This is a genomic window from Ensifer canadensis (assembly GCF_017488845.2).
Lineage (GTDB): Bacteria > Pseudomonadota > Alphaproteobacteria > Rhizobiales > Rhizobiaceae > Ensifer > Ensifer canadensis.
The window spans coordinates 1,293,825-1,317,845 of the sequence record NZ_CP083370.1 but is presented as its reverse complement, the minus strand read 5'-3'; the positions used below and the strand labels follow the sequence as shown (position 1 = coordinate 1,317,845).

Genomic DNA, 24,021 nt, shown 5'->3' with positions numbered 1-24,021 from the left:
GATTTAAGGATAAAAACATGCAGCAATTCAAAGTGCTACAGCGACCTTTGCGCGTCTAATAAGACGCGCGGCGCTGTAGTGTCCTGAGACGTCACGATCCGTGAGCACGGCTCTGACGAGCCGCGCCATGCTCCAATTCCCCCACATGAATGTGCATGGTTGGGCTCCAAGCCGTAGCGGGACAGCACAGATCACGCAAGTGGGTTGCTAACCTAGAGGTAAGACGCCAGTTGCGGAACGATCGGAAGGTAAGGCGCGTCGAACAGATCCTCACGATCGAAGCGGCTGCCGGTGCGGCTGACACGAACGATGCGACAATGCGTTTCGCTCATCATGATCGGAACGACCAGCGTTCCGCCGGACACGAGATGGTCGGAGAACATGCGCGGCAGGCTGTTGAACGCAGCGGTAATCAAGATGCGATCGAACGTGCCCTCGCCCGGTACTCCGGCACTGCCATCGGCATGGCGGACGATGACATTGCGCACACCCGACTTTTCCAGGCTTTTCTGCGCAGTGGAGACGAGTGTCTGGTAGCGGTCGATTGTCAGCACGCGCTCGGCGATGCGGCCCATCACTGCAGCGGTAAAGCCGCTGCCGGTTCCCACCTCGAGGATGCGCTGCCCGGACTTGAGGTTAAGGCAGTGCAACAGCCGGACGGCGAAGTCATAGCCTTCCATGAACGAGCCGCAGTCGAGTGGGATCGTCCGCTGCGAATGAGCGTCCGCCTGGAACTGCGGCGGCGCGAAATGGCCGCGCTGCGTCTGCTCGACCGCGTTCAGCAGGCCCTGGTTGCTGATGCCTTCGGCGCGCAGCCGCAAGACCATCGCCGCAAAGCCTTCCTGTTCCGAAACACGTCCGCTCAAGCGACGGTCCCTTCGCTCAAGGCCCGTGCCAGACGGTCCTGCACTGAATAGTCGGTCAGGTCGAGCTTGAGCGGCGTCACCGAGATCCGGTTTTCACGAAGCGCGTGGATATCGGTACCGGCGCGAAAATCACCGAAGCGCTCGCCAAAACGCAGCCAGAAGTAGGGAAAGCCGCGACCGTCGGCACGCTCGTCGATGGAAAGACCGAAGTCGAGCTTGCCTTGCGAAGTCACTTCGGTGCCGGCGACGGCATCGGCGGAGCACTTCGGGAAGTTGAGGTTGAGCAACGTACCATCAGGAAGATCAACTGCCAGCAGGCTGCGGATCAACGCAGGCGCGTGACGCTCGACCACGTCCCAGGCCACCGCCTCGCCGACGACGTGGCTGTAGGCCTGGCTCAACGCCATGGAGCGGATGCCCTGCAGCGTTCCCTCGATCGCACCGGCGACGGTGCCGGAATAGGTGACGTCGTCAGCCATGTTGGCGCCGATATTGACGCCCGATAGGACGAGATCCGGCTTGCTGTCCAGCACCTTGCGCACAGCCATGATCACGCAATCAGTCGGCGTGCCCCTGAGCGCAAAACGCTTCTCGGAGATCTGACGCAAGCGCAGCGGTTCCGACAACGTCAGCGAATGGGCAAGACCGCTCTGATCGGCCTCGGGCGCCACCACCCAGACATCCTCGGAAAGCGTCTTGGCTATCCGCTCGAGGACCGCAAGGCCTTCGGCGTGGATGCCATCGTCGTTTGTCAGCAGGATCCGCATTGCGATTTCTTTCCCGTCAGGCAGCTTTTTCGATACGTTTCTGGCCGCCCATATAGGGAAGCAATACATCCGGCACCGAAACCGAGCCGTCGGCGTTCAGGTAATTTTCGATAACGGCGATCAGGGCGCGGCCGACGGCGACGCCGGAACCGTTCAGCGAGTGAACGAACCTTGTGCCCTTGTCTTCCTTGTTGCGGTAACGCGCATTCATGCGCCGCGCCTGGAAATCGCCGCAGACCGAGCAGGACGAAATCTCGCGATATGTGTCCTGTCCCGGCAACCAGACCTCGAGATCGTAGGTCTTGCGGGCGCCAAAGCCCATGTCGCCGGTGCAAAGCGTCATCACGCGGTAGTGCAGACCCAGACGCTTCAGCACTTCTTCGGCGCAGGCAGTCATGCGCTCATGCTCGGCAACGGACGTCTCGGCATCGGTGATCGACACGAGTTCGACCTTGTTGAACTGGTGCTGGCGCAGCATGCCACGCGTGTCGCGGCCCGAAGAACCGGCCTCCGAACGAAAGGACGGGGTCAACGCGGTAAAGCGCAACGGCAGCTTTTCGCCATCGAGGATCTGCTCGCGCACGATGTTGGTCAATGGCACTTCCGCCGTCGGGATCAACCAGCGATCGTCGGTTGTGCGGAACAGGTCTTCGGCAAATTTCGGCAGTTGGCCGGTGCCGTACATCGCATCGTCACGCACCAATAGCGGCGGCTGTACTTCGGTATAGCCGTGCTCTTGGGTGTGCAGGTCGAGCATGAACTGGCCGAGCGCGCGTTCGAGCCGGGCGAGCTGGCCCTTCAGGATGGTGAAGCGGGATCCGGCAATGCGCGCGGCTCCCTCAAAATCCATCAGCCCGAGCGCCTCGCCGACTTCGAAATGCTCGCGCGGCTGGTGGTTCCAGGTGGGTTTGGCACCGATAACCCGTGTCACGACATTGCCCGCCTCGTCCGAACCAACAGGGACGTCGTCGAGCGGAATATTAGGAAGACGCGACAGGGCGTCGTTCAGTTCGGCTTCGACCTGGCGGCTCTCTTCCTCGAGCGCCGGCATTGAATTCTTCAGTTCGGCAACTTCGGCCTTGAGCTTTTCGGCGAGCTCATTGTTCTTCTGTGCCATGGCCGCGCCGATATCCTTCGACGCCGCGTTGCGGCGCGACTGCATGTCCTGCAGCGACTGAAGGATTGTGCGGCGACGTTCGTCGATGGCGATCAGCGACGCAGACGATGGTTCCGCGCCCCGCTTCGCCAGGGCGGCATCCAGCACATCGGCATTCTCACGGATCCATTTGATATCAAGCATTGTCGTTCCACGCGTTTTGCAGGTCACGGCGCGGAACCGTCGAATGCTCAGCCCTTTGCGGGGCCAACCTCTTCGGAAGTTTCTTCCTGCGACTGGGCAGCCTCACGCTTGAGCGCATCCGCTGCCCGCTGTCTCTCGACGAGTCGCGCCGTATAGATCGAAATTTCGTAGAGAAGGATGGCGGGCAGTGCAAGGCCGATCTGGGAGACTGGGTCCGGCGGTGTCAGGACGGCCGCGACAATGAAGGCAATCACGATCGCGTATTTGCGCTTCTCGGCAAGTCCCTGTGCGCTGACGAAGCCAACGCGGGCCAGAAGCGTGGTGACCACCGGCAGCTGGAACACGAGGCCGAAAGCAAAGACCAGCGACATGATCAGGCTCAGATATTCCGAGACCTTGGGCAGAAGCTGGATTGCAACATGCCCCTCGTCACCGCCCTGCTCCATCGCCAGGAAGAACCACATGACCATCGGCGTGAAGAAGAAATAGACGAGCGCGCCACCGAGCAGGAACAGGAGCGGCGAGGCAATCAGGAACGGCAGGAATGCCGCACGCTCGTTCTTGTAGAGGCCGGGGGCGACGAACTTGTAGATCTGCGACGCGATCACCGGAAAGGCGATCACGAGAGCGCCGAACATCGCCACCTTGATCTGGGTGAAAAAGAACTCCTGCGGAGCAGTGTAGATCAGCTCGACATTGCGTTGATCCATCCCGGCCCAACCGACCGCCCATTTGAACGGCAGCACCAGAAGGTTGAAGAGACCCTTGGCAAAGTAGAAGCAGACGAGAAAGGCGATGAAGAACGCGCCAACGGCCCACATCAGCCGCTTTCTGAGCTCGATCAGATGTTCGATCAGCGGCTGCGGCCGGTCCTCGATATCGCCGCTCATACGTCACCTTTCTTGCGCGTTGCCGCGCGTGTCTTTTGTGTTTTTTCTTTCGGCTGCTCTGCCTCGACCTTGGAAGGCCTCTTTGCAGCCGTCTTGGCGGGTGCAGATTTGGCGGTTGCCGCCTTCGCCGGTGAGGCCTTCTTGGGCGCGGGCGTAGCGTCTGCCTTGGCCTTCGTTACCCGTTTCGGCTTTGCCGCAGGCTCAGAAGCTTCGGCACGCTGCATTTGCCGGCTGGCAGAACCAATCGCCGCGGCCGCAATGCTGTTGGCTGGCTTTGCCTCGGCCGCGCCAACGGCAACCGGTTCCACGGAGGAAACTGGCGGCTCTGCAGCGGATACGGGCGCCTTGTCTGGTGATGCGGCCTTCTGGAGATCGGATTTGATCTCGTTGCCGATCTGGCGCAACGGGTTCATCGCGTCACGTAGCGCATTTGCCGGATTGAGGCTTTGCGCGTCGCTGATCGTTTTACGGACGTCTTCGAGATCCGCCTCACGCAACGCCTCATCGAATTGCTGGCGGAAATCCGACGCCATGCCGCGCAGCTTCGACGTCATGCGGCCAAAGGCGCGCAACATCGGCGGCAAATCCTTCGGTCCGACAACAACGATCAGTACGATGGCAATGACGACTAGCTCGGTCCAGCCGATATCAAGCATTCGATATGTCCTGCAAACCCGTGGTGCGGCCGGCCGGGAGGTAATCCCAGCCTGGCCCTATCGGTGCTCGATCGTTAGCGAACTTCGTCAGACTTGTGATCAACAGTCTTGCCGTCGAGCGGCTTGTCGGCGGAAGCGACGTCGTCGTCGTTCATGCCCTTCTTGAAACTCTTGATGCCCTTGGCAACGTCGCCCATCAGTTCCGGAATCTTGCCGCGACCGAACAACAACAGCACCACGACCAGAACGATCAGCCAGTGCCAGATACTAAAGGAACCCATGCGTTTACTCCCTCTGAGCCTTCCCCGATTTAGGCCCTATTCGCGTGTCAATTTTCAGGCGCGCCACCAGCACAGCCTCTTTTCGCCACAGACCCTAAGATGTCGGAACATCTTTTTCAAACAGCAATATATCCCGCTCGTTAACTGAAAGCATTACATCGCGCAATCCTTGCGGCAATTGGTCCGCGCGGATACGGGCGCGCACGGTTCCATCGCAGCCCGCCACAGCCAGTTCGAGCAGTTCGACAACGCCGATGAAACGGCGCGAGACGATCCGCGCCTGTATGTCGCCTTCGTCCTTGCCGACACGCAGCCCCGAAAGCCGCACGGCCACGGAAAGGCGCTGGCCATCGCGGTACTTGCTGGCATCCACGCCGCCGAGCGGCGTATCGACGCGACCGTTGCGCACCTGGGCGTCGAACACGTTGATTTCCGAAAAGAAACCGGCGGCAAACAGGTCCCGTGGCTCTCGATAAAGCTCGTCGGCGGTGCCGACCTGGACCAGGCGCCCATCCTTGAGCAGAGCGATCCGGTCGGCCATGCGCATCGCTTCCTCGGCATCATGCGTGACGACGATCGCGGTGGCACGCGTCTCTCTGAGGATGGCGAGCGTATCGGCGCGGATCGAATCCTTGAGCCGCGAGTCGAGCCCGGAGAACGGTTCGTCCATCAACAGCACAGCAGGCCGCGGCGCGAGCGCACGGGCGAGCGCCACACGCTGCTGCTCGCCACCCGAAAGCACATGGGGATAACGATCTCCGTAATGCGAAAGACCGACCCGTTCCAGGGCTGCGTCGGCCTGGATCAGCGCTTCTTTCTTCGGAAGCGCCGTCAGCCCAAAGCGAACATTGTCGCGGATCGTCATGTGCGGAAACAGCGCAAAGTCCTGGAACATCAGACCGACACCGCGCTTTTCCGGCGGCAAGAAGACCGACGGGCCAGAAATCTCCTGGCCGTTAAGCAGGAGGCGGCCGGCTCTTTGCATCTCGATGCCGGCGGCGATCCGCAGCAGCGTCGTCTTGCCGGAACCGGAGGGGCCGAGCAGGCAAAGGACCTCGCCGGCCTTGGCCGCCAGGCTGACGCCCTTGATAGTCTCCTTGGAATGGTAGTTGTGGTGGATATCCTCGAATGTCAGGCTCGCCGCGAAAGATACGCCCGCCGTCCGTCGCGTTGCCATGACGGGCCCGTCCTGCGTATCTGAAACCATGCTGCGTATTCCTTGACACCGGTGGCACCGCGGCGACCATGCCGGGTGCAGGCTCGATGGAGAAAGCCGATATCTCCAATCAGGTTTTTTAATCGGCCTCTTCGCCCTTCGGAGTCAAGAGCCCCAGTTCTTCCAGATCGAGCTGGGTGATCGGATCCTCGTTTTCCGCCAGGTCATCTTCGCCGACGGGCACGGGAATATGCAGGTTGGACGGAACGCGGCCGGAGAGAAGCCCCGCTCCCTTCAACTCCTCGATGCCAGGCAGGTCGCGCAGTTCCTCCAGGCCGAAGTGGTCGAGAAAATCGCGTGTCGTTCCGAAGGTGACCGGACGCCCGGGCGTGCGGCGGCGGCCACGGAAGCGGACCCAGCCCGCCTCCATCAGCACATCCAGCGTGCCCTTGGATGTCTGCACACCGCGAATGTCTTCAATTTCGGCGCGGGTAACCGGCTGGTGGTAGGCGATGATCGCCAGAACCTCTAGCGCGGCGCGCGACAACTTGCGAACCTCCTTCTCATCCGTCTGCACGACGAAGGACAGGTCGGCGGCCGTGCGGAACGCCCAGTGATCGGCCACCTGCACCAGATTGACGCCACGGCCTGCATAAAGCGCCTTCAATCGCGCCATGATGCGCGGGACATCGGCACCGCGCGGCAGGCGGGTGGCGATGTAAGCCTCGGAGATTGGCTGCGCGGAGGCAAACACCAGCGCTTCGGCAATTCGCTCGGTTTCCTGCTCCATGCGCGGATCGAACACAAGGCCGTCGTTCTCGCCGTCTTCGTCTGTCACGTCCGGGAGGTATTTCTGCGGCTCAGCCACGGGCTGCCTCCATATCGGCGAGCGTCGCCGCATCGATCGGGTTCGGCCCACGCCGCAGATATATCGGCGCGAACGCTTCTTCCTGGCGGATTTCCAGGCGCCCCTCACGTACCATTTCCAGCGAGGCGGCAAAGGAACTGGCGATGGCCGTCGCCCGCTCCTTCGGCGTCGTCATGTAACGCAACAGGAAGTGATCGAGCGCGGTCCAATCGTCCAGATGGCCGATCATGCGTGCCAGGATCAATCGCGCATCGGCGAGCGACCAGACGTGGCGCTTTTCGATCGTCACTTGCGTGATCGCTGTCCGTTGCCGCAAGCTCGCATACGCGGTCAGCAGATCGTAAAGCGAAGCGTCATAGTCCGACTTCCGCTCGGTGACGATATGCTCCGGCGCACCACGCACGAAAACATCGCGGCCGAGGCGGTTTCGGTTGATCAGCCGGGTGGCGGCCTCGCGCATGGCTTCGAGGCGCTTCAGCCGGAACGCCAGCGCCGATGCCATTTCCTCACCGGAGGGACCATCATCCTTCGCCTGCTGCGGGATCAGCAGCCGCGACTTGAGATAGGCAAGCCAAGCCGCCATGACGAGATAGTCGGCGGCCAGTTCGATGCGGATGCTGCGCGCCCGCTCGACAAAGGCGATGTATTGTTCGGCCAATGCCAGCACCGAGATGCGAGCAAGATCGACCCGCTGGCTGCGAGCAAGATGGAGGAGCAGATCGAGCGGGCCCTCGAAGCCGGCGATGTCGATGACCAGCGCCTCTTCGTGCAATCCGCGCTCCGCAGTCTCGTCCTGCCACAAGGGATCCATCGGCGCTTTCGCCCCGGACCTGCCTTGCTTTTCACCCGCGTTGCTCACGACAGCCTGATCCTTTCCCACCGGCCGTACCCGTCCTCAAACCGTCGCGAACAGGCTGTTGAATTCGGCACGTAGTTCCTGCTCGTTCGCATTATCAGGCTTGCGGAAGGCGGCCTCTGCGGCCCTTGCCCTGCGCAATGTCTCTCCGGCCAGAACCGGGACGACATCCGCTACAGCCTTCATCTCGTCCATTATGCCATGACAATGCAAGACGAGATCAAGTCCGGCGTCGATGATGTTGCGCGCGCGGGTGGACATGTCGCCGGCCAGCGCATTCATCGAAACGTCGTCGGACATCAACAACCCGTCGAAACCGATATGGCCGCGGATGATCTCACGCACAACCTTGGCCGAGGTCGTTGCCGGATTGTCCGGATCGATCGCCGTGAAGACCATGTGCGCCGACATCGCCATGACCTCGTCCTTCATGGCGATGAAGGGCAGGAAATCGCTCTTGGCAAGCTCGTCGAAGGTTTCGCTGACCACCGGCAGGCTGTGGTGGGAATCGACGAAAGTGCGGCCATGGCCGGGCATATGTTTCATTACCGGCAGCATGCCACCGGACTTAAGGCCTTCCGCCATCGCCCGACCGATCGCCGTGACACTCTGCGGATCGTGTCCATAGGCGCGATTGCCGATCACATCGTGACTGCCGGGAACCGGCACGTCGAGCACCGGCAGGCAATCGACGGTGATGCCGAACCGCATCAGATCGAACGCATGCAGCCGCCCCATCAACCAGGCCGCACGCAAACCGCCCTCGGCATCGCGGCGGTAGATCTCGCCGATCGCCGCACCATTCGGATACTGCTGAACAAGCGGCGGCCGGATGCGCTGAACACGTCCGCCTTCCTGGTCGATCAGCACGGGTGCCGCGGGATTGCCGATACTGTCACGTAGCGCCGCGACCAGATCGGAAATCTGCTGTTCCTCGCCAATGTTGCGGCCAAAGAGGATGAAGCCCCAGGGCCGCTCGCCATCAAAGAAGCTGCGCTCTTCGCTCGAAAGAGAAAGACCCTTGCAGCCGGAGATAAATGCTTTTGATTCGCTCATGCCAAAAGCATAATGCGCGGCTTGCCCACAGCGAAGCGAGAATAGCTATCGGTGCGCGTCATGCACAGACTACTGTCACTGAAACGTGAAAGGGCGCGGCATCTCTGCCGCGCCCCTCTGGGGATAATATTGCTGCTGTGACTACTTGGTCACGAGGCAGCTGCCACCAGCGCCCTTGTAGCGCGAGCAAAGCGCATTGGCCTCTTCGCGCGAACCGGCCGGGATGCGGACACGATAGTAGGTGCCCTTACCCGCGATCTCCGCCTTGCGGATATCCACGCCGCGACCACCGATAACGCTTCCGAACTTGTTCGAAAGGCTGTTGTAGGACTTCTTCGCTTCGGCCTCGGAGGGCAGCGACGCCACCTGGATGAAGTAGGTGCCAGCCGGCACTGATGCCGTCGAAACCTGCTGGGTATCCGTTGCAGGGTTGGCGGCGGCCTGCGTTTCCGCCGGACGTGCGCTTGCGCTTTCAGGTACGGCGCCAGCCACGTTGCCAGCCTGCCCGGTCGGGCGGGTCCGAGGCAGCGGTGCCTCAACGCCAGCGGCGTTTACCGTGGCGTCGCTCGCGGCAGCAAGTGCGACCTGGTCGGCACCTGCAAGTGCCTCGCCGGCTGCGCGAAGTTCGGAACCGGCGCCCGTGGCTGTCGCCTGGCCCTCAGTGCCCGACGCCGCAACCTGACCCGAAGCCGTTGCCGGAACCGGCTGGGTGTTGCCAGCAACTTCCGTCGCCGGTTCAGCAACCGGCTCTTCGCGGGCGACGAGCGTGCCGTCCGGCTTGACGATCATCGTGCGTACTTTTCGCGGCGCGACTGCGGGAGCCTTGTCCTCTTCCTGATCAGCCGGCACGGCAGCACCGTCACCAGGCAGAAGGCGGGCAGACTCCTCGTCCGCATTCGGTGAAGCACCCAGAGCATCCGCTTCATCGCTGCCGTCATTCGGCAGGTTTTCCGGTGTCAGCGTCCGCTGGACGACGTCCATCGGTTCCTCGGTCGAGGAGACGAGTGCCTCCTGCCGAGGACCCGTGCCCTGAGCACCGGCAACGCGGTCATAGACGGCCTTGTCCTGGTTCGGCACGGTCTTCCCGCCCTTTTCCTCGGGCACGACCTTTACCGGGGACTTGTCGGCGAGAATGATCTTCGGACCCTCGCCGGACGAAACGGCATCGCTGCCACCCATCCAGGCGTAGACGCCTGCACCACCGAGAATGATGATGCCGGCGACGCTTGCAGCGAGCAGCATTGTGCGCTGCGAGCGGCGACCGGAGCCGTATTCGTTATAAACACCGGCGTCGGCCTGGCCGGACATAGGCTGAGCGCGCTCGGATTCGCGCGGCGTGTTCTGACGTTCGACCATCGAGCGACGGAAGTCTTCTTCCATTGCCTTCTCGAACTCGTCGAAATCATCCATCGGTGCTGCGCCGAGCGATGCGGCCGGCTTGGCTGCCGGCGCGGAGCGTGCAGGTTCACGAGCCTCGACGGGGCGAGCCTGCGTCTCCCTGACGGATGGTGCCGGCGTCCCGAAGAGCTGGGCCATTTCCGCGTCGATATCGAGATCGTAGTCGGCGGGATAAGCGACCGGCTTTTCTGTCTCGATGACCGGCAGTTGCGGTACATCCATATCGGCGATCGGTGCGACGCCGGTATCGGCTTCAGCGATCATCGACGGATCGAACGGCAGAACGCTTTCAACCGGCGGCTCTTCGATTTCTAAGGGCGCAGCTGCGACCGACGGTGCTACGAAGGGCTCTTCATGCTGTACCGGCTCCTGCTCGATAGCGGCGAAAACCGGCTGCTGCACTGCGGCGGCGATATCCTCAGAAGCGTCGAATTCCGGAAGCTCCATTTCCATCGCCACATCCGAGAGCTCCATTTCGAAGTTCTCGATGTCGAAGCTCGGCTCGTTCTCCGGCTCGGTAGCCGGAAGAGCGGGCTCGACGACAGCCTCTGGCGCAACCGCTGCGGCCACCGGTGCGGCGGCTACAGGTGCTGCGGCAGCAGGGATCGACGAGACGATCGGACCAGCAAAGGCGCGCTGCTGGCCGGCACCCGAGGGCGAAGCGACCGGGGTGGCGCGACTGAACGTCGGCGTGAAGGGATAGGGGCTCTTCTTGACAGGTGGCGCAGCCACGACAGCCGGCTCGGCCCGCGCATGAATCGCAGGATGAGTGTGAACTGCAGCGGCGACCAGGCCGGTCGCAGCCGGTACCGGAAACCGCTCGATATCGGCAAGAAGCTCATCGACGGCGTTATCTGTTGTCGGCTCTGCCGCAACCGCAGCGACCTGCTCGATCACTGCCGGTTCGTACGAGTAGGCATTGTCCGACGCATAGGCGTTGCTGCCCTCGGCAGCCGGAGCCGGTTCGAAAGCCGGCTCTACGGCAACCGGAGCGACCTGCTCGATCACTGTCGGTTCGTACGAATAGGCATTGTCCGACGCATAGGCGTTGCTGGCCTCGGCGGCCGGAGCCACTTCGAAGGCTGGCTCGACGGACAGCGAGGCCTGCTCTGTTGCCAGTTGATCGGCGAAATCGGAAACGTCGAACGAAATGTCCTCGACCGGCGCATGCCATTCTTCAGGTGCACCAACGTGCTGTTTGATCGGCGCAATCTCGGCCGTCGGAGAAAGATCGACGTCACCGAGCGAGAGCTCGAGTTCGCGTTCCAGATCGAAGGTCGGCTCGACCGCTTCCGAAACCACGTCGTATCCCGTTACGTCAGTGATCGAAGTGGACGTCGCCTCGGGAACCGCAACGAATTCGGCGTGGCCGCGGTCGACTTCTTCAAGAGCGGCCTCTGGCCATGTCTCTGCGAGTTCGACCGGCTGATACTCCGGTTTAATCGCCGGCGCATCTTCGATTGGCGCCGATTCGGCCACAGCAAACTCGGCTGGCGCAAATTCAAGCACCGGCTCGACCTGCTGAAGCTCTTCTGCGGGCGCAGCTACAGTTTCAACTGGATCGTTGTCCGGCTGAACATCTGCCGCGCGCGGCGCATCATAGGTATCGAACTCTCGAAGGAGCTCTTCCTCGAGATCGAACGTCGGATCTTGCCGGACGGCTTCCTGGTGGCGTTGCAATTCCTGCAACTGCTGGACAGCCGGCCGGGCATCGTAGCCGACGATCCGGGCGAGTTCGGCCAACGGATCATCGTCTGCCAATACATCGAATTCAGCCGGCCCGCTTCGTGCGAATTGTTTGTCTGCCATGCTCTCCACTCACAATTGCCTGCATTCACTTGCCAGTGCATTGTGGGAAAATGGTGACAATACTTATCGCATTTCTTCCGGTGCAGAGGTGCCTGTAATGGACAGGCCCGACTTCAGTACGGAAGCGACAGCATGCACCAGCCCGAGTCTGGCAGTACTTAATTCTCTATTTTTATCGTTAACAAAACGTAATTCCGGATTCTCTTTACCTTTGTTCCAGTGTCCATGGAAGGCAGCGGCAAGATCGTAAAGGTAAAACGCGATGCGATGCGGCTCTTGCGCCAGTGCCGCAGCCTCCACGACGCGCGGATATTCTGCGAGCTTGGCGACCAGCTGCAGCTCCGCCGGATCGACGATCAGGCCATTGATTGCGCCGGCAAAATCGACGGTGGACAGGTCGAGTTCGGGGAAAGCGTCCGCAGCCTGACGGAAGACAGACCGGCAACGCGCATGTGCGTACTGCACGTAGAAGACCGGGTTGTCCTTGGACTGCTCTGTCACCTTCGCAAAATCGAAATCCAACGGCTCGGAGTTCTTCCGGTAGATCATCATGAACCGGACCGGATCGCGTCCGACTTCATCAACGACGTCGCGCAACGTCACGAAGTCACCGGAACGCTTGGACATCTTGACCGGCTCACCCTCGCGATAGAGCTTGACCAACTGGCAAAGCAGTACAGTCAGCTTCGACGCACCGCCAGACACCGCGCGTGCCAGCGCCTCAAGCCGCTTGACGTAACCACCGTGGTCGGCGCCGAGCACATAGATCATTTCGTCGAAGCCGCGGTCAAACTTGTCCTTGAAGTAAGCAACGTCGGCAGCGAAGTAGGTATAACTGCCATCCGACTTGATCAAAGGCCGGTCGATATCGTCGCCGACCTCGGTCGAGCGGAACAGCGTTTGCTCCCGGTCTTCCCAGTCCTCCGGCAGCTGGCCCTTCGGCGGTGGCAGCGTGCCCTTGTAGACGTGGCCCTTGAAGGTCAGGTCGTTGATCGCGGTGCGGATCTTGGCAGCGCCATTGGCATGCAGGGTCCGCTCCGAGAAGAAGACATCATGGGTGACGTTCAGGGCGGCAAGATCCTCGCGGATCATGACCATCATCGCATCAATAGTGCGCTCCTTGACCAGCGGCATCCACTTGTCCTCGGGCATCAGCCGCAGGCTCGTGCCGAACTCGTCGGCCAGCGCCTCGCCGACGGGTACGAGATAATCGCCGGGATAGAGGCCCGACGGGATCTCGCCGATCTCCTCGCCAAGCGCCTGCCGGTAGCGAAGGAAGGCCGAACGCGCCAACACATCGATCTGCGAGCCGGCGTCGTTGATGTAATATTCCTTGGTCACCTCGTAGCCGGCAAAGGCTAGCAGGTTCGCAAGCGCGTCGCCGACGACGGCACCGCGGCAATGGCCGACATGCATTGGCCCGGTCGGATTGGCCGACACGTATTCGACGTTGACCTTGCGGCCGGCACCGGTCGTGCTGCGGCCGTAGTCCGCACCGGTGCGAACCATCGCGGTCAACAGCTTCTGCCAGTAGGAGACGGAAAGCCGCACGTTGATGAAGCCTGGACCGGCAACGGAAACATCGGTGACCTCAGGGTCCTGCTTGAGCTTCTCGACGATCAGATCGGCAAGCGCGCGCGGATTCATGCCCAGCGGTTTGGCAAGCACCATCGCGGCATTGGTCGCGACATCGCCATGGCTGGGGTCGCGCGGCGGCTCGACATTGATACGGGCGAAGTCAAGTTCGGATCGCTTTTCTCGAACGACATCAAGCGTTTCGAGAATATCCTTAATTCTTGATTCGAAGTCCGTGAAGAGATTCATCTGATCCGTCCGCTTTTCCCGACAGAATATGGTCGGTGCAAAACTCAAAAGGAGGCCCGGTTCGGTTGAACCAAAAGCCTCCGGGCGGGGCGTCCCTACCGCAAATCGGGCGTATGGTCAAACAAACGGCGGTGGACACTGATGGCGAAGGTATCCGTCATTCCGGCCAGATAGTCGCCGACATGACGCGCCCGCGCCGGCTCGGCCATACCAGGGATCTGGTCGATCCAATAATGTTCGCGCATCAGCAAAGGGTCGGCCATGAAGGCGCGATAGAGATCGCAAACGATCGACGCAGCTCCTTCGCGCACCCGCATCACCTCGGGATGGCGATAGATCCGCGTCATCAGCAGTCTCTTGATCTGTTTGTCGGTCTCGCCCATCTCGTCCGAGAATGTCGCTATGACCCTACCAGCCTGCCTGACATCCATGGCACTTTCGGGCCTGATATCCCGGAGGCGCGTCTGCGCGACCGCAATCACGTCCTCGACCATCGCCGTGATCTGGCGGCGCATAATCTCATGGGTGAAGCGGCTCGCTTCAAGGCCGGGATAACGATCGCTGACCTCGCGCATCAGGCGGGCGAGAAACGGCACGTCCTCCAGCATCTCGAAGGTCAGGTAGCCGGACCTCAGACCGTCATCGATATCATGGGTGTTGTAGGCGATATCATCGGCGATCGCCGCCACCTGTGCTTCGAGGCTCGCAAAGCTTGCAAGCTCAAGGTCGTGAATAGCGCAATAGTCCAGGATCGGCTGCGGCACCGGGCCGTGGGTGCCCTGCCCGTCAAGGCTCAGAAGCGGCCCATTGTGTTTTACCAGCCCCTCCAGGCTTTCCCAGGTGAGGTTCAGGCCGTCAAACTCGGCGTAGCGCCGCTCGAGTTTGGTGACGATACGCAACGATTGGGCGTTGTGATCGAAGCCGCCATAGGGCTTGAGCATCTCATGCAGCGCATCCTCGCCCGTATGCCCGAACGGCGTGTGGCCGAAATCATGGACGAGCGCCACGCCTTCGGCGAGGTCCTCGTCCAGCTTCAGCGCTCGCGCCAGCGCGCGTGCAATCTGCGCCACCTCGATCGTGTGGGTCAGGCGGGTGCGATAGTGGTCGCCGTCGGCGGCGATGAAGACCTGCGTCTTGTGTTTTAGCCGGCGAAAGGCGGTCGTATGCACGATGCGGTCGCGGTCACGTTGAAAATCGGACCGCGTCGGGCTTGTCGCTTCCGGGTAGAGCCTGCCGCGCGTCGCCCAGGGATTCGACGCGAATGGCGCATGTTCACCGTAACCGAAGCCGAGCGCATTTTTGTCGAACGTCATTTCACACCTGCGTGGTCGCCCCATTGACGGGACATTCAAGCCTTCATACCTATAGTGAAAGCTACGGGAAAGCGTCGACCAAACATCGACCGATTCCGGAAGTCAAAGCAACGGTTTGGCGCTCGACATTAAAAGACTTGTCGAAACCGGCCAAGTGCCGAATATGCAATGAAAACGAATCTCTCCGGTTCTTGACCCCGGCAGGAGGCAAATATGACACAGGAAACAGTGACCCTTTCCGACGCGGCCGCCAAGCGGATCGCCACCATTCTGCATTCGGACGGCCATAAGAATGCCATGCGGGTTTCCGTCGAGGGCGGTGGCTGCTCGGGCTTCTCGTACAAATTTGATCTGGTCGACGATGCGAACGACGACGACCTCGTGCTTGAAAAGGACGATGCCAAGGTCCTGATCGACAGCTTGTCGCTCGTCTATATGGGTGGCTCGGAGATCGACTTCATCGACAACCTGCTCGGCCAGTCCTTTCAGATAAAGAATCCGAATGCTGTCGCAAGCTGCGGATGCGGAACGAGTTTTTCCATCTGACCCAAGCGGGCGCATTCCCGTGCGCCGCTCATTGCTACAGATATGGCGATCCCAGCCAGAGCAGGCGGTTTGCCAAGCGCGCAGCTAAAGGCTGGGCATTCAAATCCTTTAGCGTCACCTCTTCCGCAGACTCCGCGATTGCGGCGATGCGGCTGCTGACATCGCGTGCGAAGCCGTCATCGAGCACTTCGAGATCGAATTCGAAGTTGAGGCGTAGCGACCGCGGATCGAGGTTCGTCGAGCCGACATAGGCCCAAGTCTCATCAACGGCGAGCAGCTTGGAGTGATTGAAGGCACCCTTTGCGCGCCAGACGCGGCAATGCCCCTTCAACACCTGATCGAACTGCGCTGTCATGGCGCGGTCGACCAGCAGCAGATTGTTGACCGCGGGCACGACAATATCCACCTCTACGCCACGGCGGGCGGCCGTCACAAGCGCGCTGATCAACTCCCGGTCAGGAAGAAAATAGGGCGACATCAGTCGAATGTTCTTTCGCGCCACCGAGAACGCACCCATCAGCATCTTGTGATTGGTTTCATTCGTTTTGTCGGGCCCCGACGGTACAGCGCGCATCAGAATGCCGGGCGCCTTTGCCGCCGGCGAGGTCGGCTCGATTTTCCACGTGTCACTTGCCAGAAGTTCACCCGTCGAAAACTGCCAATCCTCGGCAGAAACCTGGAAGATGTCGGCAACGACAGGCCCGGTGATGCGGAAATGGGTGTCATAGGCCGCTTCGGGACCGGCGATTTCGGTGGTGAAGCCGGCGCGGATGTTCATGCCGCCGGCAAAGGCGACCTTGCCATCGACGACCAGGATCTTCCGGTGCGTGCGCAGATTGGCATAGGGCAATCTGAGCCCCATGATGATGTTGCCGTTGAAGACGGCCGTGGGCACGCTCGCAGCCTTGAGATAACCGACGATGCTCGGTACGGAGTAGCGTGCGCCCACCGCATCGATCAGCACCCGTACCTCGACCCCTCGCCCACGCGCCGCTATCAATGCATCGGCGAAGCGCAAGCCGAGCGCGTCTCGATCGAAGATGTAACTTTCAAGCAGGATGCTGCGGCGCGCGTGGGTGATCTCATGCAGCATGGCGGTATAGGCCGCATCCCCGCCCTCGAGCATGCTTATGCGGTTGCCTGTGGACATCGCATGCCGCGACACCCGGTCACCGAGGATTTTCATTGCCGAGAATCGTTGGCCGAAACGCGTGCCAATCTCGGCATCGGATACATCGAAGCGCCCGAACTGATCGGGGCCGCGGCCGCGCAGCAACGAGCGTTGCATGCCGATGGACGAGCGGCGGATGCGGTTAATGCCGGCAACACCATAGACGACCGCCCCAACAATCGGTGACAGCAGCACGACGCCGACCCAACCGGCTGCCGCCCGAACATCGTCCTTGGTCATGGCGGCATGGATGGCCGCCGGCACGCCCAAGACGAAAGACAGGAAAACGAGGAAATGCGGCCAATAGTTCTGGATGAGGTCGATCATGTGGGGGACTATAGCCTTCGGCGGGTGGGAATCAATTCAACGGCATGCCCGCATACGGCAAGTGCGTGAAAAGCGCTGCCCGTTATTGATGTACGGGGCCTTTCTCCGCGAAAAGACCGCAGGTATCGGATTTGTCAAACGAATCCCGAGTCGTTACAAGAAGCCGTCCGGAAGGATTCACTGACATGGAAGGGCGTTTCGAGCCATGAAGATTGCCACCTGGAACATCAATGGCGTCAAGGCGCGAATCGACGGCCTGCTGGCGTGGTTGAAAGAATCGAACCCGGACATCGTCTGCCTGCAGGAGATCAAGTCGGTCGATGAAAACTTCCCGCGCCTTGAGATCGAAGCGCTCGGCTATCACGTCGAAACGCACGGCCAGAAAGGCTTCAACGGCGTTGCGCTGCTTTCCAAGCTGAAACCTGACGAAGTCAACCGCGGTCTGCCGGGCGACGACGCGGACGAGCAGGCTCGATTTATCGAAGGCGTCTTCTCCGTCTCCGGCGGCGTCATCCGCGTCTGCTCGCTCTACCTGCCAAATGGCAACCCGGTCGATAGCGAGAAGTACCCTTACAAACTGCGCTGGATGGAGCGCCTTTCCGCCTACGCGCAACGTCGGCTGGAACTGGAAGAGCCGCTCATTCTTGCCGGCGACTACAATGTCATCCCCGAGGAACACGACTGCTGGGACGTCAAGGTCTGGCAGAACGATGCGCTGTTCCTGCCTGAGACACGCCAGGCTTTTCGCCAGTTGCGGAATCTCGGCCTGACTGACGCAGTGCGCTCGACCACGGATGACGTTCCGCTCTACTCATTCTGGGACTATCAGGCCGGATGCTGGCCGAAGAATTTCGGGATACGGATCGATCACCTGATGCTATCGCCGGAAGCGGCGGACAGGCTGGTCTCGACGTCGATCGAGAAGCACGTGCGGGCCTGGGAAAAACCATCCGACCACGTACCGGTCGCGGGCTATTTCGCGTTCGAACGTCCGCTTTGAAGCGGAGGTGACGCCAAGGGCAGCGCCTAGTCGTCGTCGCCCTGCGTGTGCATGTTCTGCGACAGGTTGATCGCCTTACGGCGATCATCTTCGGTTGCCAGAGAAAATGCCTGTTCCTGCATCGACTGCAGCCATGGCCGATCCTTCGGCGAACATTGATCGAGTGCCGCGGTCATGTAGGCGAGACCGCGGATGGTCTGACCTTCCTGGAAAATGACATTGCCGAAAACGCCCATGGCGCCGGCATGACCGTTCTTGCGTGCGCGGTTCAGCCACTTCTTGGCCTGCTGGACGTTGACGTTGCCGCCCTCGCCCGAAAGCAACATGCGCGCCAACTGGAACTGCGCCTCCGATACGCCGAAGGTCGATGCAGCCTGAAAGTAAAGCTGACGTGCCTGCGACATGTCGGACTTGATGGGGCTGTCCGGAATACCGCGACGATAGTAGCCGGCAAGCGAGATCAGCGCGTTGACAAAGTAGCCCGTATCCTCGGAGCCAGGTTCGACACCCTGCTGGGCAATCTCGCTGTAAATCTTGAAGGCTTCGAGGTCGTTTTCGGCGACGCCGTCGCCGTAGGCATACATATTGGCAAGCGCCCAGCGGGAGCCGGTATGCCCCTTTTCGGCGGCATAGCGGTAGGCTTCGACCGCTTCGTCCTTGCGGCCGTTCTTGTAGGCGGAGAAGCCGAATTTGAACAGGGCAAACGGACCGGATTCCTTGCTGACACCGGTGCCCGGATCAAAGGCACGTGCCGGACCAGCCGTAGCGCCGCCGACCACCAGCGACACGCCGAGCATCGCAACCTTCAGAGACTTCAGTTCACCCGCAAGCATCACAGTCTAATTCTTCCGTTCCAGCCGGCCACGCCGAACTCATCACCGCTGCAAACACAAACGCCTGAATGACTCTTTGCCATTCACTTGTTCACCGAAACCGCCGAAAACACCGGCTCACTCAGTCCAGAATGAAACTCCATTGTGTGTAGCCTTACCGAACCATTTCCGCGGAAGTGCGGCAGTTCGTTCAAGACGACACATGACGTCATTTCGTTACAAACATTGCGGGCCCGATCCTCAAGTCGCACGTTTGTCCTTAACATCGCTGCTCCCTGTTTGTGGCGGGAAATGGACATACTGACCTTGAGTCCGACCCTAGCAAACTCTAGCATTAAATGTGTTGCTGAATCGTCACATTGGCGTCGAGCGGAACAGTCACCAACAGATGTCGCTCAAGGCAAAAAGAAAGGCCCGGTGATGAAACCGGGCCTTGCGCGTCCTGATCAATGGAGGATCAGAATTTTACTTTGATCGCTGTCGAAATCGCACCGAAGAAGTCGTTGCCATAGTCGTAGGAAACATCGTCTCCGATGACCTGGCCGTCGAAGTTGACGGCGCCAGAACTGCCGCTCGTCAGGATACCGACAGCACCTGCAAGGCGGAACTCAACATTCTTCGTGGGCGAATAGGCAACACCGGTGCCCAGCGCCCAAGTGTCGGACTGTGTGCCATAGCCATGGCTCGTGCCACGATCCCACGTTAGGCTGACGGCACCGCTCCACTGTTCATTGAACTTGTGACCAACGCCGCCAGAGATCGTCCAGCCGTCGCGATAGAGCAGGTCGAGCGAGGTGCAAGGCTGCTCCAGGGTACCGCCGGAAGGCGGGCAGAACTTGAGAACCTGAAGCTGGCTCCAGTCCGTCCACTTGACCGAACCGAACGCGACCCAGCCAGGTGCAATACCGGATTGAACTTTGAGCTCGAGCGAGTCCGGCATGGAGGCGAACCCGGCCACATCGTAGAAGTTGACCGGCGCCGGTCCGCGCACATTGCGCAGATCGATCGTACCCGCCAGATTATCCAGATCAACGGCACTGTTATAGACCAAGCTTGCGCGTACCGCGTACTCCGGTATTTCGTAGCCGACGCCGGCGCGCCAACCCCAACCGTCACCTTGGAGATCCAGCCTGCCGATGCCGGATTGCAACCCGCCGAATGCCGGCGGCACACCCGTGAAATCCTGTACCAATCTCTCCTTGAAGCCGCCGACCTCTTGGTAAAAGACGCCGCCGATGACGCGGAACTGGCCCTGCCCCATGTCAAACTTGTATGAGCAAGTCGCGGCGTAGTTGTCGCTCTCGACCTTCGTCTCAATGTTGTTGTTGGCGCCGGCCCAATTTACGCCCGGATTTGTATGAGCTCCCCATGGCTGCGAATAGTCAGCCATGCAGTCGACGTCCTCTCCGAAGCGGGCCTTGATGCCCACACGCGGCACCCAATAGCTCTCCGTGTCTTCGACAGAATTGGGACGGGAGTTCAGATTGCCACCGCCAGTACCGGGTCCGGTTCCGTTGAATGGGAAGGCTGCAGACGTCGTATTCGTATCCCTGACGTTCTTCAGTTCGCGCTGCGGGTGGACATAGGTTGTCGTCGCTTCCGCTGCATAGTCCGACGGGTCGAACAGCAGGTCGATATTGTAACCGCCGCGTTCAAGACCGCCAGCGTGCGCCGCCGATGCAACCAGAATTCCGGCCGCCAACGCAAAGACGCCCCGCTTCAAATTCTCATGAGCCATTAAGCTCCTCCCCCTGCATTTCAATCTGCGACAATCCACCTCACGTCGCCTGTGCGAAAAGTATTCTCACGATCGTGTGAAATCGCAAATGCCGCTTTCCAGGGGTATTGTGCTCATGTGCGCCATAAAATTTACGTAAGATTCTCATCATCTGAACACAATCCAAACAATTTGAAATATTTTTGCGCAATACGGGTATTTATCGACTAATGTTAGGATATTTTACCAGCATAACCCGAAAGTGTTACTCAACAACAACAGCATTGGTTTTTGCAGGAAAAAACGCGAATTTGGGTTTGAAAGCGGGGCTCTAACTCCCAGGTCGGTGCGTCAGAAAGCCACTGTTTTGGCCGAACGAATCGGCTTGGCGACACCTCTAGCGATCTCGCCAGAAAATGCGAAATCCGCGACGTTTCCGCCGCGGATGACACAAGATCAGAGCTTGCAGTACCCTCAGCCGGCTTCTGCAACCCGCGCCAAGGCGATGCCGAGGGAGTCCTTCTGCAGATCCAGTTCAACGAGACGTTCACGCTCGGCTTCGACCAGCTCCGGCTTTGCATTGGCGACGAACTTCTCGTTGGCCAGCTTGCTGAGGATACGTTCCCGCTCGACTTCGACCTTGGAGATCGCTTTTTCCAGACGCGATTTTTCGGCCGAGAGATCGATCAGGTTGCCAAGCGGCAGGCAGAACGTTGCCTCCGCAACGACGATCTGCGCGCTGCCGCCCGGCGCCACCGCCACATGGTCGATATGCTCGACGCGCGCCAGGCGACCGATGGCCGAAGCATGCCGCTCTAGCCGCTCGCGCGTCAGTGCGTTGGCTGCGACCACGATGAGTGGTGCGGTCGCTGCCGGCGGGACGTTCATTTCCGAACGGACCGAACGGATGCCGGAAACCAGATCGATCAGCCAGTTGATCTCGTCAGCTGCGGCATCGTCGGCGTAGGAGGCAGACGGCCATTCCGCGTGGCAGAGCAGGCCCGCGCGCTCACGCCCCTCGCCCGCCGTCTGATCCCAGAGCTCTTCGGTCATGAAGGGCATGAAGGGGTGCAGCAGCTTGTAGATCTCATCGAGAACATAGGCGACACAAGCTTGGGATTCGCGTTTTGCCGCTTCATCCTCGCCGCTGAAGACCGGCTTCAGCAGTTCGAGGTACCAGTCGCAGAACTGGTTCCAGACGAACCGATAGAGACTGCCAGCGGCCTCGTTGAACCGGAAGCCTTCGAGCGCTTCGGTGACATCGCGGATCGTCCGTGAGAGCTCGGTCAGGATCCAGCGATTGATCGTCAGCGACGATGCCTCGGGGATGAAGCCGTCACTATTGGTGACGCCGTTCATCTGGGCAAAACGCGTGGCGTTCCAGAGCTTCGTTCCGAAATTGCGGTAGCCGGCAATGCGAGCGGTGTCGAGCTTCACGTCGCGCCCCTGGGCGGCCATGATCGCCAGGGTAAAGCGCAGCGCGTCGGCACCGTATTCGTCCATCAGTTCCAAGGGGTCGATGACGTTGCCCTTGGACTTCGACATCTTCTGCCCATTCTTGTCGCGAACGAGCGCGTGGACATAGACGGTGTGGAACGGCTCGACCGGCGTACCGTCCGCATCCTTCATGAAATGCAGACCCATCATCATCATGCGGGCGACCCAGAAGAAGATGATGTCGAAGCCGGTGACCAAAACATCGGTCTGATAGTATTTTTCGAGTTCCGGCGTTTCGTTCGGCCAGCCGAGCGTCGAGAACGGCCAGAGCGCCGACGAGAACCAGGTGTCCAGCACGTCTTCGTCACGGGTCAGGATCTCGCCCGGCTTGAAGTTTTCAAGCAGGTCTTCGACATAGGCCTTCATTGGACCTTCGTGCGCCAGATAGTGCTGGATCGCGGCGTGCAGCGCCTCTTCCTCGGTCTTCTCTACGAAGACCTGGCCGTCCGGGCCATACCAGGCCGGGATCTGGTGTCCCCACCAGAGTTGGCGCGAGACGCACCAGGGCTGGATGTTCTCCATCCATTCGTAATAGGTCTTCTCCCAGTTCTTCGGGACGAAGTTGGTACGACCTTCCTTGACCGATGCGATCGCGGGCTTCGCCAGCGTCTTCGCATCGACATACCATTGCTCGGTCAGGCGCGGCTCGATCGGCACCCCGCCACGGTCGCCGTGCGGGACCATGTGCTTGTGCGGCTCAATCTTGTCGAGCAGGCCGCCTTCCTCGAAGATCCGAACGATGATCTTGCGCGCTTCGAAACGGTCCTTGCCCTCAAGCTCATCCCAGGCGCCATGCAGGGCCGCGGGGTCGCTGAGGCCCTCGAGGAACTCCTCATTGTCCTTGATGGTGATCCGACCTTCGATGGTCAGGATGTTGATGGCTGCGAGGCCTGCACGTTTGCCGACGTCGAAATCGTTGAAATCGTGCGCGGGCGTAATCTTGACGGCGCCCGTTCCAGCGGTCGGATCGGCATAGTCGTCACCGACAACGGGGATACGGCGGCCGACAATCGGCAGAATGACGTGTTTGCCGATGAGCGGCTTGTAGCGCGCGTCTTCCGGATTGACGGCAATACCGCTGTCGCCAAGCATCGTTTCCGGCCGCGTGGTGGCAACGACCAGGTAGTCGCGAGTTTCCCATTCCGTCGCCTTGCCGTCTTCGTCGAAGGCGACCGGATGCTGATAGGTGACACCCGGCTCGAGTGGATAGCGCAGGTACCAGAGGTTTCCGTTGATTTCGTGCTGCTCGACCTCCAGGTCGGAAATCGCCGTCAGCAGCTTCGGGTCCCAATTGACCAGACGCTTGTCCTTATAGATCAAGCCTTCCTTGTAGAGCGAGACGAACACTTCGAGGACGGCCTCCGACAGACCATCGTCCATGGTGAAGCGCTCGCGCGACCAGTCGCAGGAAGCGCCAAGCCGCTTCAGCTGGTTGAAAATCAACCCGCCGGATTCGGCCTTCCACTCCCAGACCTTCTCGATGAAGGCTTCACGGCCCATCTGGCGGCGGTGCTGCTGTTGTTCCATCAGCTTGCGCTCGACGACCATCTGCGTGGCGATACCGGCATGGTCCATGCCCGGCTGCCACAGCACGTCCTTGCCGCGCATGCGCTCGAACCGTACCAGCACGTCCTGCAGCGTGTTGTTCAGCGCATGGCCCATGTGCAGCGAGCCCGTCACGTTCGGTGGCGGGATCACGATACAGAAGCTGTCGGCGCCGGGCTTTGCTCCCGCACCCGCACGAAACGCGTTTTCTTCGTCCCACTTCTTGGCGATACGTGGGTCGACGGATGCGGAATCGTAGGTCTTATCAAGCATTTTGAAGCCAATTTTGGAGATTGATGTCTATGTCTTGTAAACCGGAACGACCGGTGCAAGTCAACACGAACG

At 60.5% G+C, this 24,021-nt stretch carries 19 protein-coding genes; 2 read left to right on the top strand and 17 right to left on the bottom strand.

The features are described from left to right. Window positions 1-212: 212 nt before the first annotated feature. The 13 genes from J3R84_RS06445 to J3R84_RS06385 form a co-directional block, all read right to left on the bottom strand. On the bottom strand, window positions 213-827 hold the full coding sequence (locus J3R84_RS06445) for a protein-L-isoaspartate(D-aspartate) O-methyltransferase (protein ID WP_435526089.1): 615 nt from the start codon (window positions 825-827) through the stop codon (window positions 213-215). Between the two features lie 35 nt (window positions 828-862). After that, window positions 863-1,633 (bottom strand): 5'/3'-nucleotidase SurE, encoded by a 771-nt coding sequence (gene surE / locus J3R84_RS06440; protein WP_057205034.1) that lies wholly within the window; start codon window positions 1,631-1,633, stop codon window positions 863-865. Window positions 1,634-1,649: 16 nt separating this feature from the next. Beyond that, on the bottom strand, window positions 1,650-2,933 hold the full coding sequence (gene serS, locus J3R84_RS06435; protein WP_025426857.1) for a serine--tRNA ligase: 1,284 nt from the start codon (window positions 2,931-2,933) through the stop codon (window positions 1,650-1,652). Window positions 2,934-2,980: 47 nt separating this feature from the next. After that, the gene (tatC, locus tag J3R84_RS06430; RefSeq protein ID WP_025426856.1) at window positions 2,981-3,823 is read right to left on the bottom strand and encodes a twin-arginine translocase subunit TatC; all 843 of its coding nucleotides are present in this window, start codon (window positions 3,821-3,823) and stop codon (window positions 2,981-2,983) included. Further along, the gene (tatB, locus tag J3R84_RS06425; RefSeq protein WP_025426855.1) at window positions 3,820-4,479 is read right to left on the bottom strand and encodes a Sec-independent protein translocase protein TatB; all 660 of its coding nucleotides are present in this window, start codon (window positions 4,477-4,479) and stop codon (window positions 3,820-3,822) included. The genes tatC and tatB overlap by 4 nt, the downstream gene beginning before the upstream one ends. A gap of 74 nt (window positions 4,480-4,553) precedes the next feature. Next, window positions 4,554-4,760: a twin-arginine translocase TatA/TatE family subunit gene (locus tag J3R84_RS06420; RefSeq protein WP_025426854.1), complete on the bottom strand. Its 207-nt coding sequence runs from the start codon at window positions 4,758-4,760 to the stop codon at window positions 4,554-4,556. Between the two features lie 94 nt (window positions 4,761-4,854). Beyond that, window positions 4,855-5,967 (bottom strand): ABC transporter ATP-binding protein, encoded by a 1,113-nt coding sequence (locus tag J3R84_RS06415; RefSeq protein ID WP_203527247.1) that lies wholly within the window; start codon window positions 5,965-5,967, stop codon window positions 4,855-4,857. 88 nt (window positions 5,968-6,055) lie between these two features. Next, on the bottom strand, window positions 6,056-6,784 hold the full coding sequence (gene scpB / locus J3R84_RS06410) for an SMC-Scp complex subunit ScpB (protein ID WP_025426852.1): 729 nt from the start codon (window positions 6,782-6,784) through the stop codon (window positions 6,056-6,058). Next, window positions 6,777-7,595 (bottom strand): segregation and condensation protein A, encoded by an 819-nt coding sequence (locus J3R84_RS06405; protein ID WP_051509162.1) that lies wholly within the window; start codon window positions 7,593-7,595, stop codon window positions 6,777-6,779. The genes scpB and J3R84_RS06405 overlap by 8 nt, the downstream gene beginning before the upstream one ends. 84 nt (window positions 7,596-7,679) lie before the next feature. Further along, entirely contained in the window at window positions 7,680-8,696 is a 1,017-nt protein-coding gene (nagZ, locus tag J3R84_RS06400) for a beta-N-acetylhexosaminidase (RefSeq protein ID WP_025426850.1), read from the bottom strand. Between the two features lie 141 nt (window positions 8,697-8,837). Beyond that, a complete protein-coding gene (locus J3R84_RS06395) occupies window positions 8,838-11,903 on the bottom strand; it encodes an SPOR domain-containing protein (protein WP_203527248.1) in 3,066 nt (1,021 codons plus the stop codon). A gap of 63 nt (window positions 11,904-11,966) precedes the next feature. Continuing rightward, complete coding sequence (argS, locus tag J3R84_RS06390; RefSeq protein WP_057205041.1) at window positions 11,967-13,727, bottom strand: arginine--tRNA ligase; 1,761 nt, start codon at window positions 13,725-13,727, stop codon at window positions 11,967-11,969. A 95-nt stretch (window positions 13,728-13,822) separates the two neighbouring features. After that, on the bottom strand, window positions 13,823-15,040 hold the full coding sequence (locus J3R84_RS06385; RefSeq protein ID WP_057205045.1) for a deoxyguanosinetriphosphate triphosphohydrolase: 1,218 nt from the start codon (window positions 15,038-15,040) through the stop codon (window positions 13,823-13,825). A gap of 213 nt (window positions 15,041-15,253) precedes the next feature. On the opposite strand from J3R84_RS06385, the gene erpA reads away from it, so the two are divergent. Further along, window positions 15,254-15,586 (top strand): iron-sulfur cluster insertion protein ErpA, encoded by a 333-nt coding sequence (gene erpA / locus J3R84_RS06380; protein ID WP_025426846.1) that lies wholly within the window; start codon window positions 15,254-15,256, stop codon window positions 15,584-15,586. A 34-nt stretch (window positions 15,587-15,620) separates the two neighbouring features. Here erpA and J3R84_RS06375 read toward each other — a convergent pair whose 3' ends face one another. Further along, window positions 15,621-17,084, bottom strand: coding sequence for a phospholipase D-like domain-containing protein (locus tag J3R84_RS06375; RefSeq protein WP_025426845.1), 1,464 nt, complete (start codon window positions 17,082-17,084; stop codon window positions 15,621-15,623). A 205-nt stretch (window positions 17,085-17,289) separates the two neighbouring features. Here J3R84_RS06375 and xth point away from each other — a divergent pair, with 205 nt between their 5' ends. Next, window positions 17,290-18,084 (top strand): exodeoxyribonuclease III, encoded by a 795-nt coding sequence (xth, locus tag J3R84_RS06370; RefSeq protein WP_025426844.1) that lies wholly within the window; start codon window positions 17,290-17,292, stop codon window positions 18,082-18,084. Window positions 18,085-18,110: 26 nt separating this feature from the next. Here the strand turns inward: xth and exoR are convergent, their stop codons facing one another. From exoR to J3R84_RS06355, 3 genes are all read right to left on the bottom strand, one after another. Then, window positions 18,111-18,917, bottom strand: a complete 807-nt coding sequence (gene exoR, locus J3R84_RS06365; RefSeq protein WP_025426843.1) for an exopolysaccharide production regulator ExoR — start codon at window positions 18,915-18,917, stop codon at window positions 18,111-18,113. A 457-nt stretch (window positions 18,918-19,374) separates the two neighbouring features. Beyond that, entirely contained in the window at window positions 19,375-20,655 is a 1,281-nt protein-coding gene (locus J3R84_RS06360; RefSeq protein ID WP_203527249.1) for an OmpP1/FadL family transporter, read from the bottom strand. Between the two features lie 453 nt (window positions 20,656-21,108). After that, window positions 21,109-23,949 (bottom strand): valine--tRNA ligase, encoded by a 2,841-nt coding sequence (locus tag J3R84_RS06355; protein WP_057205048.1) that lies wholly within the window; start codon window positions 23,947-23,949, stop codon window positions 21,109-21,111. Window positions 23,950-24,021: the final 72 nt, after the last annotated feature.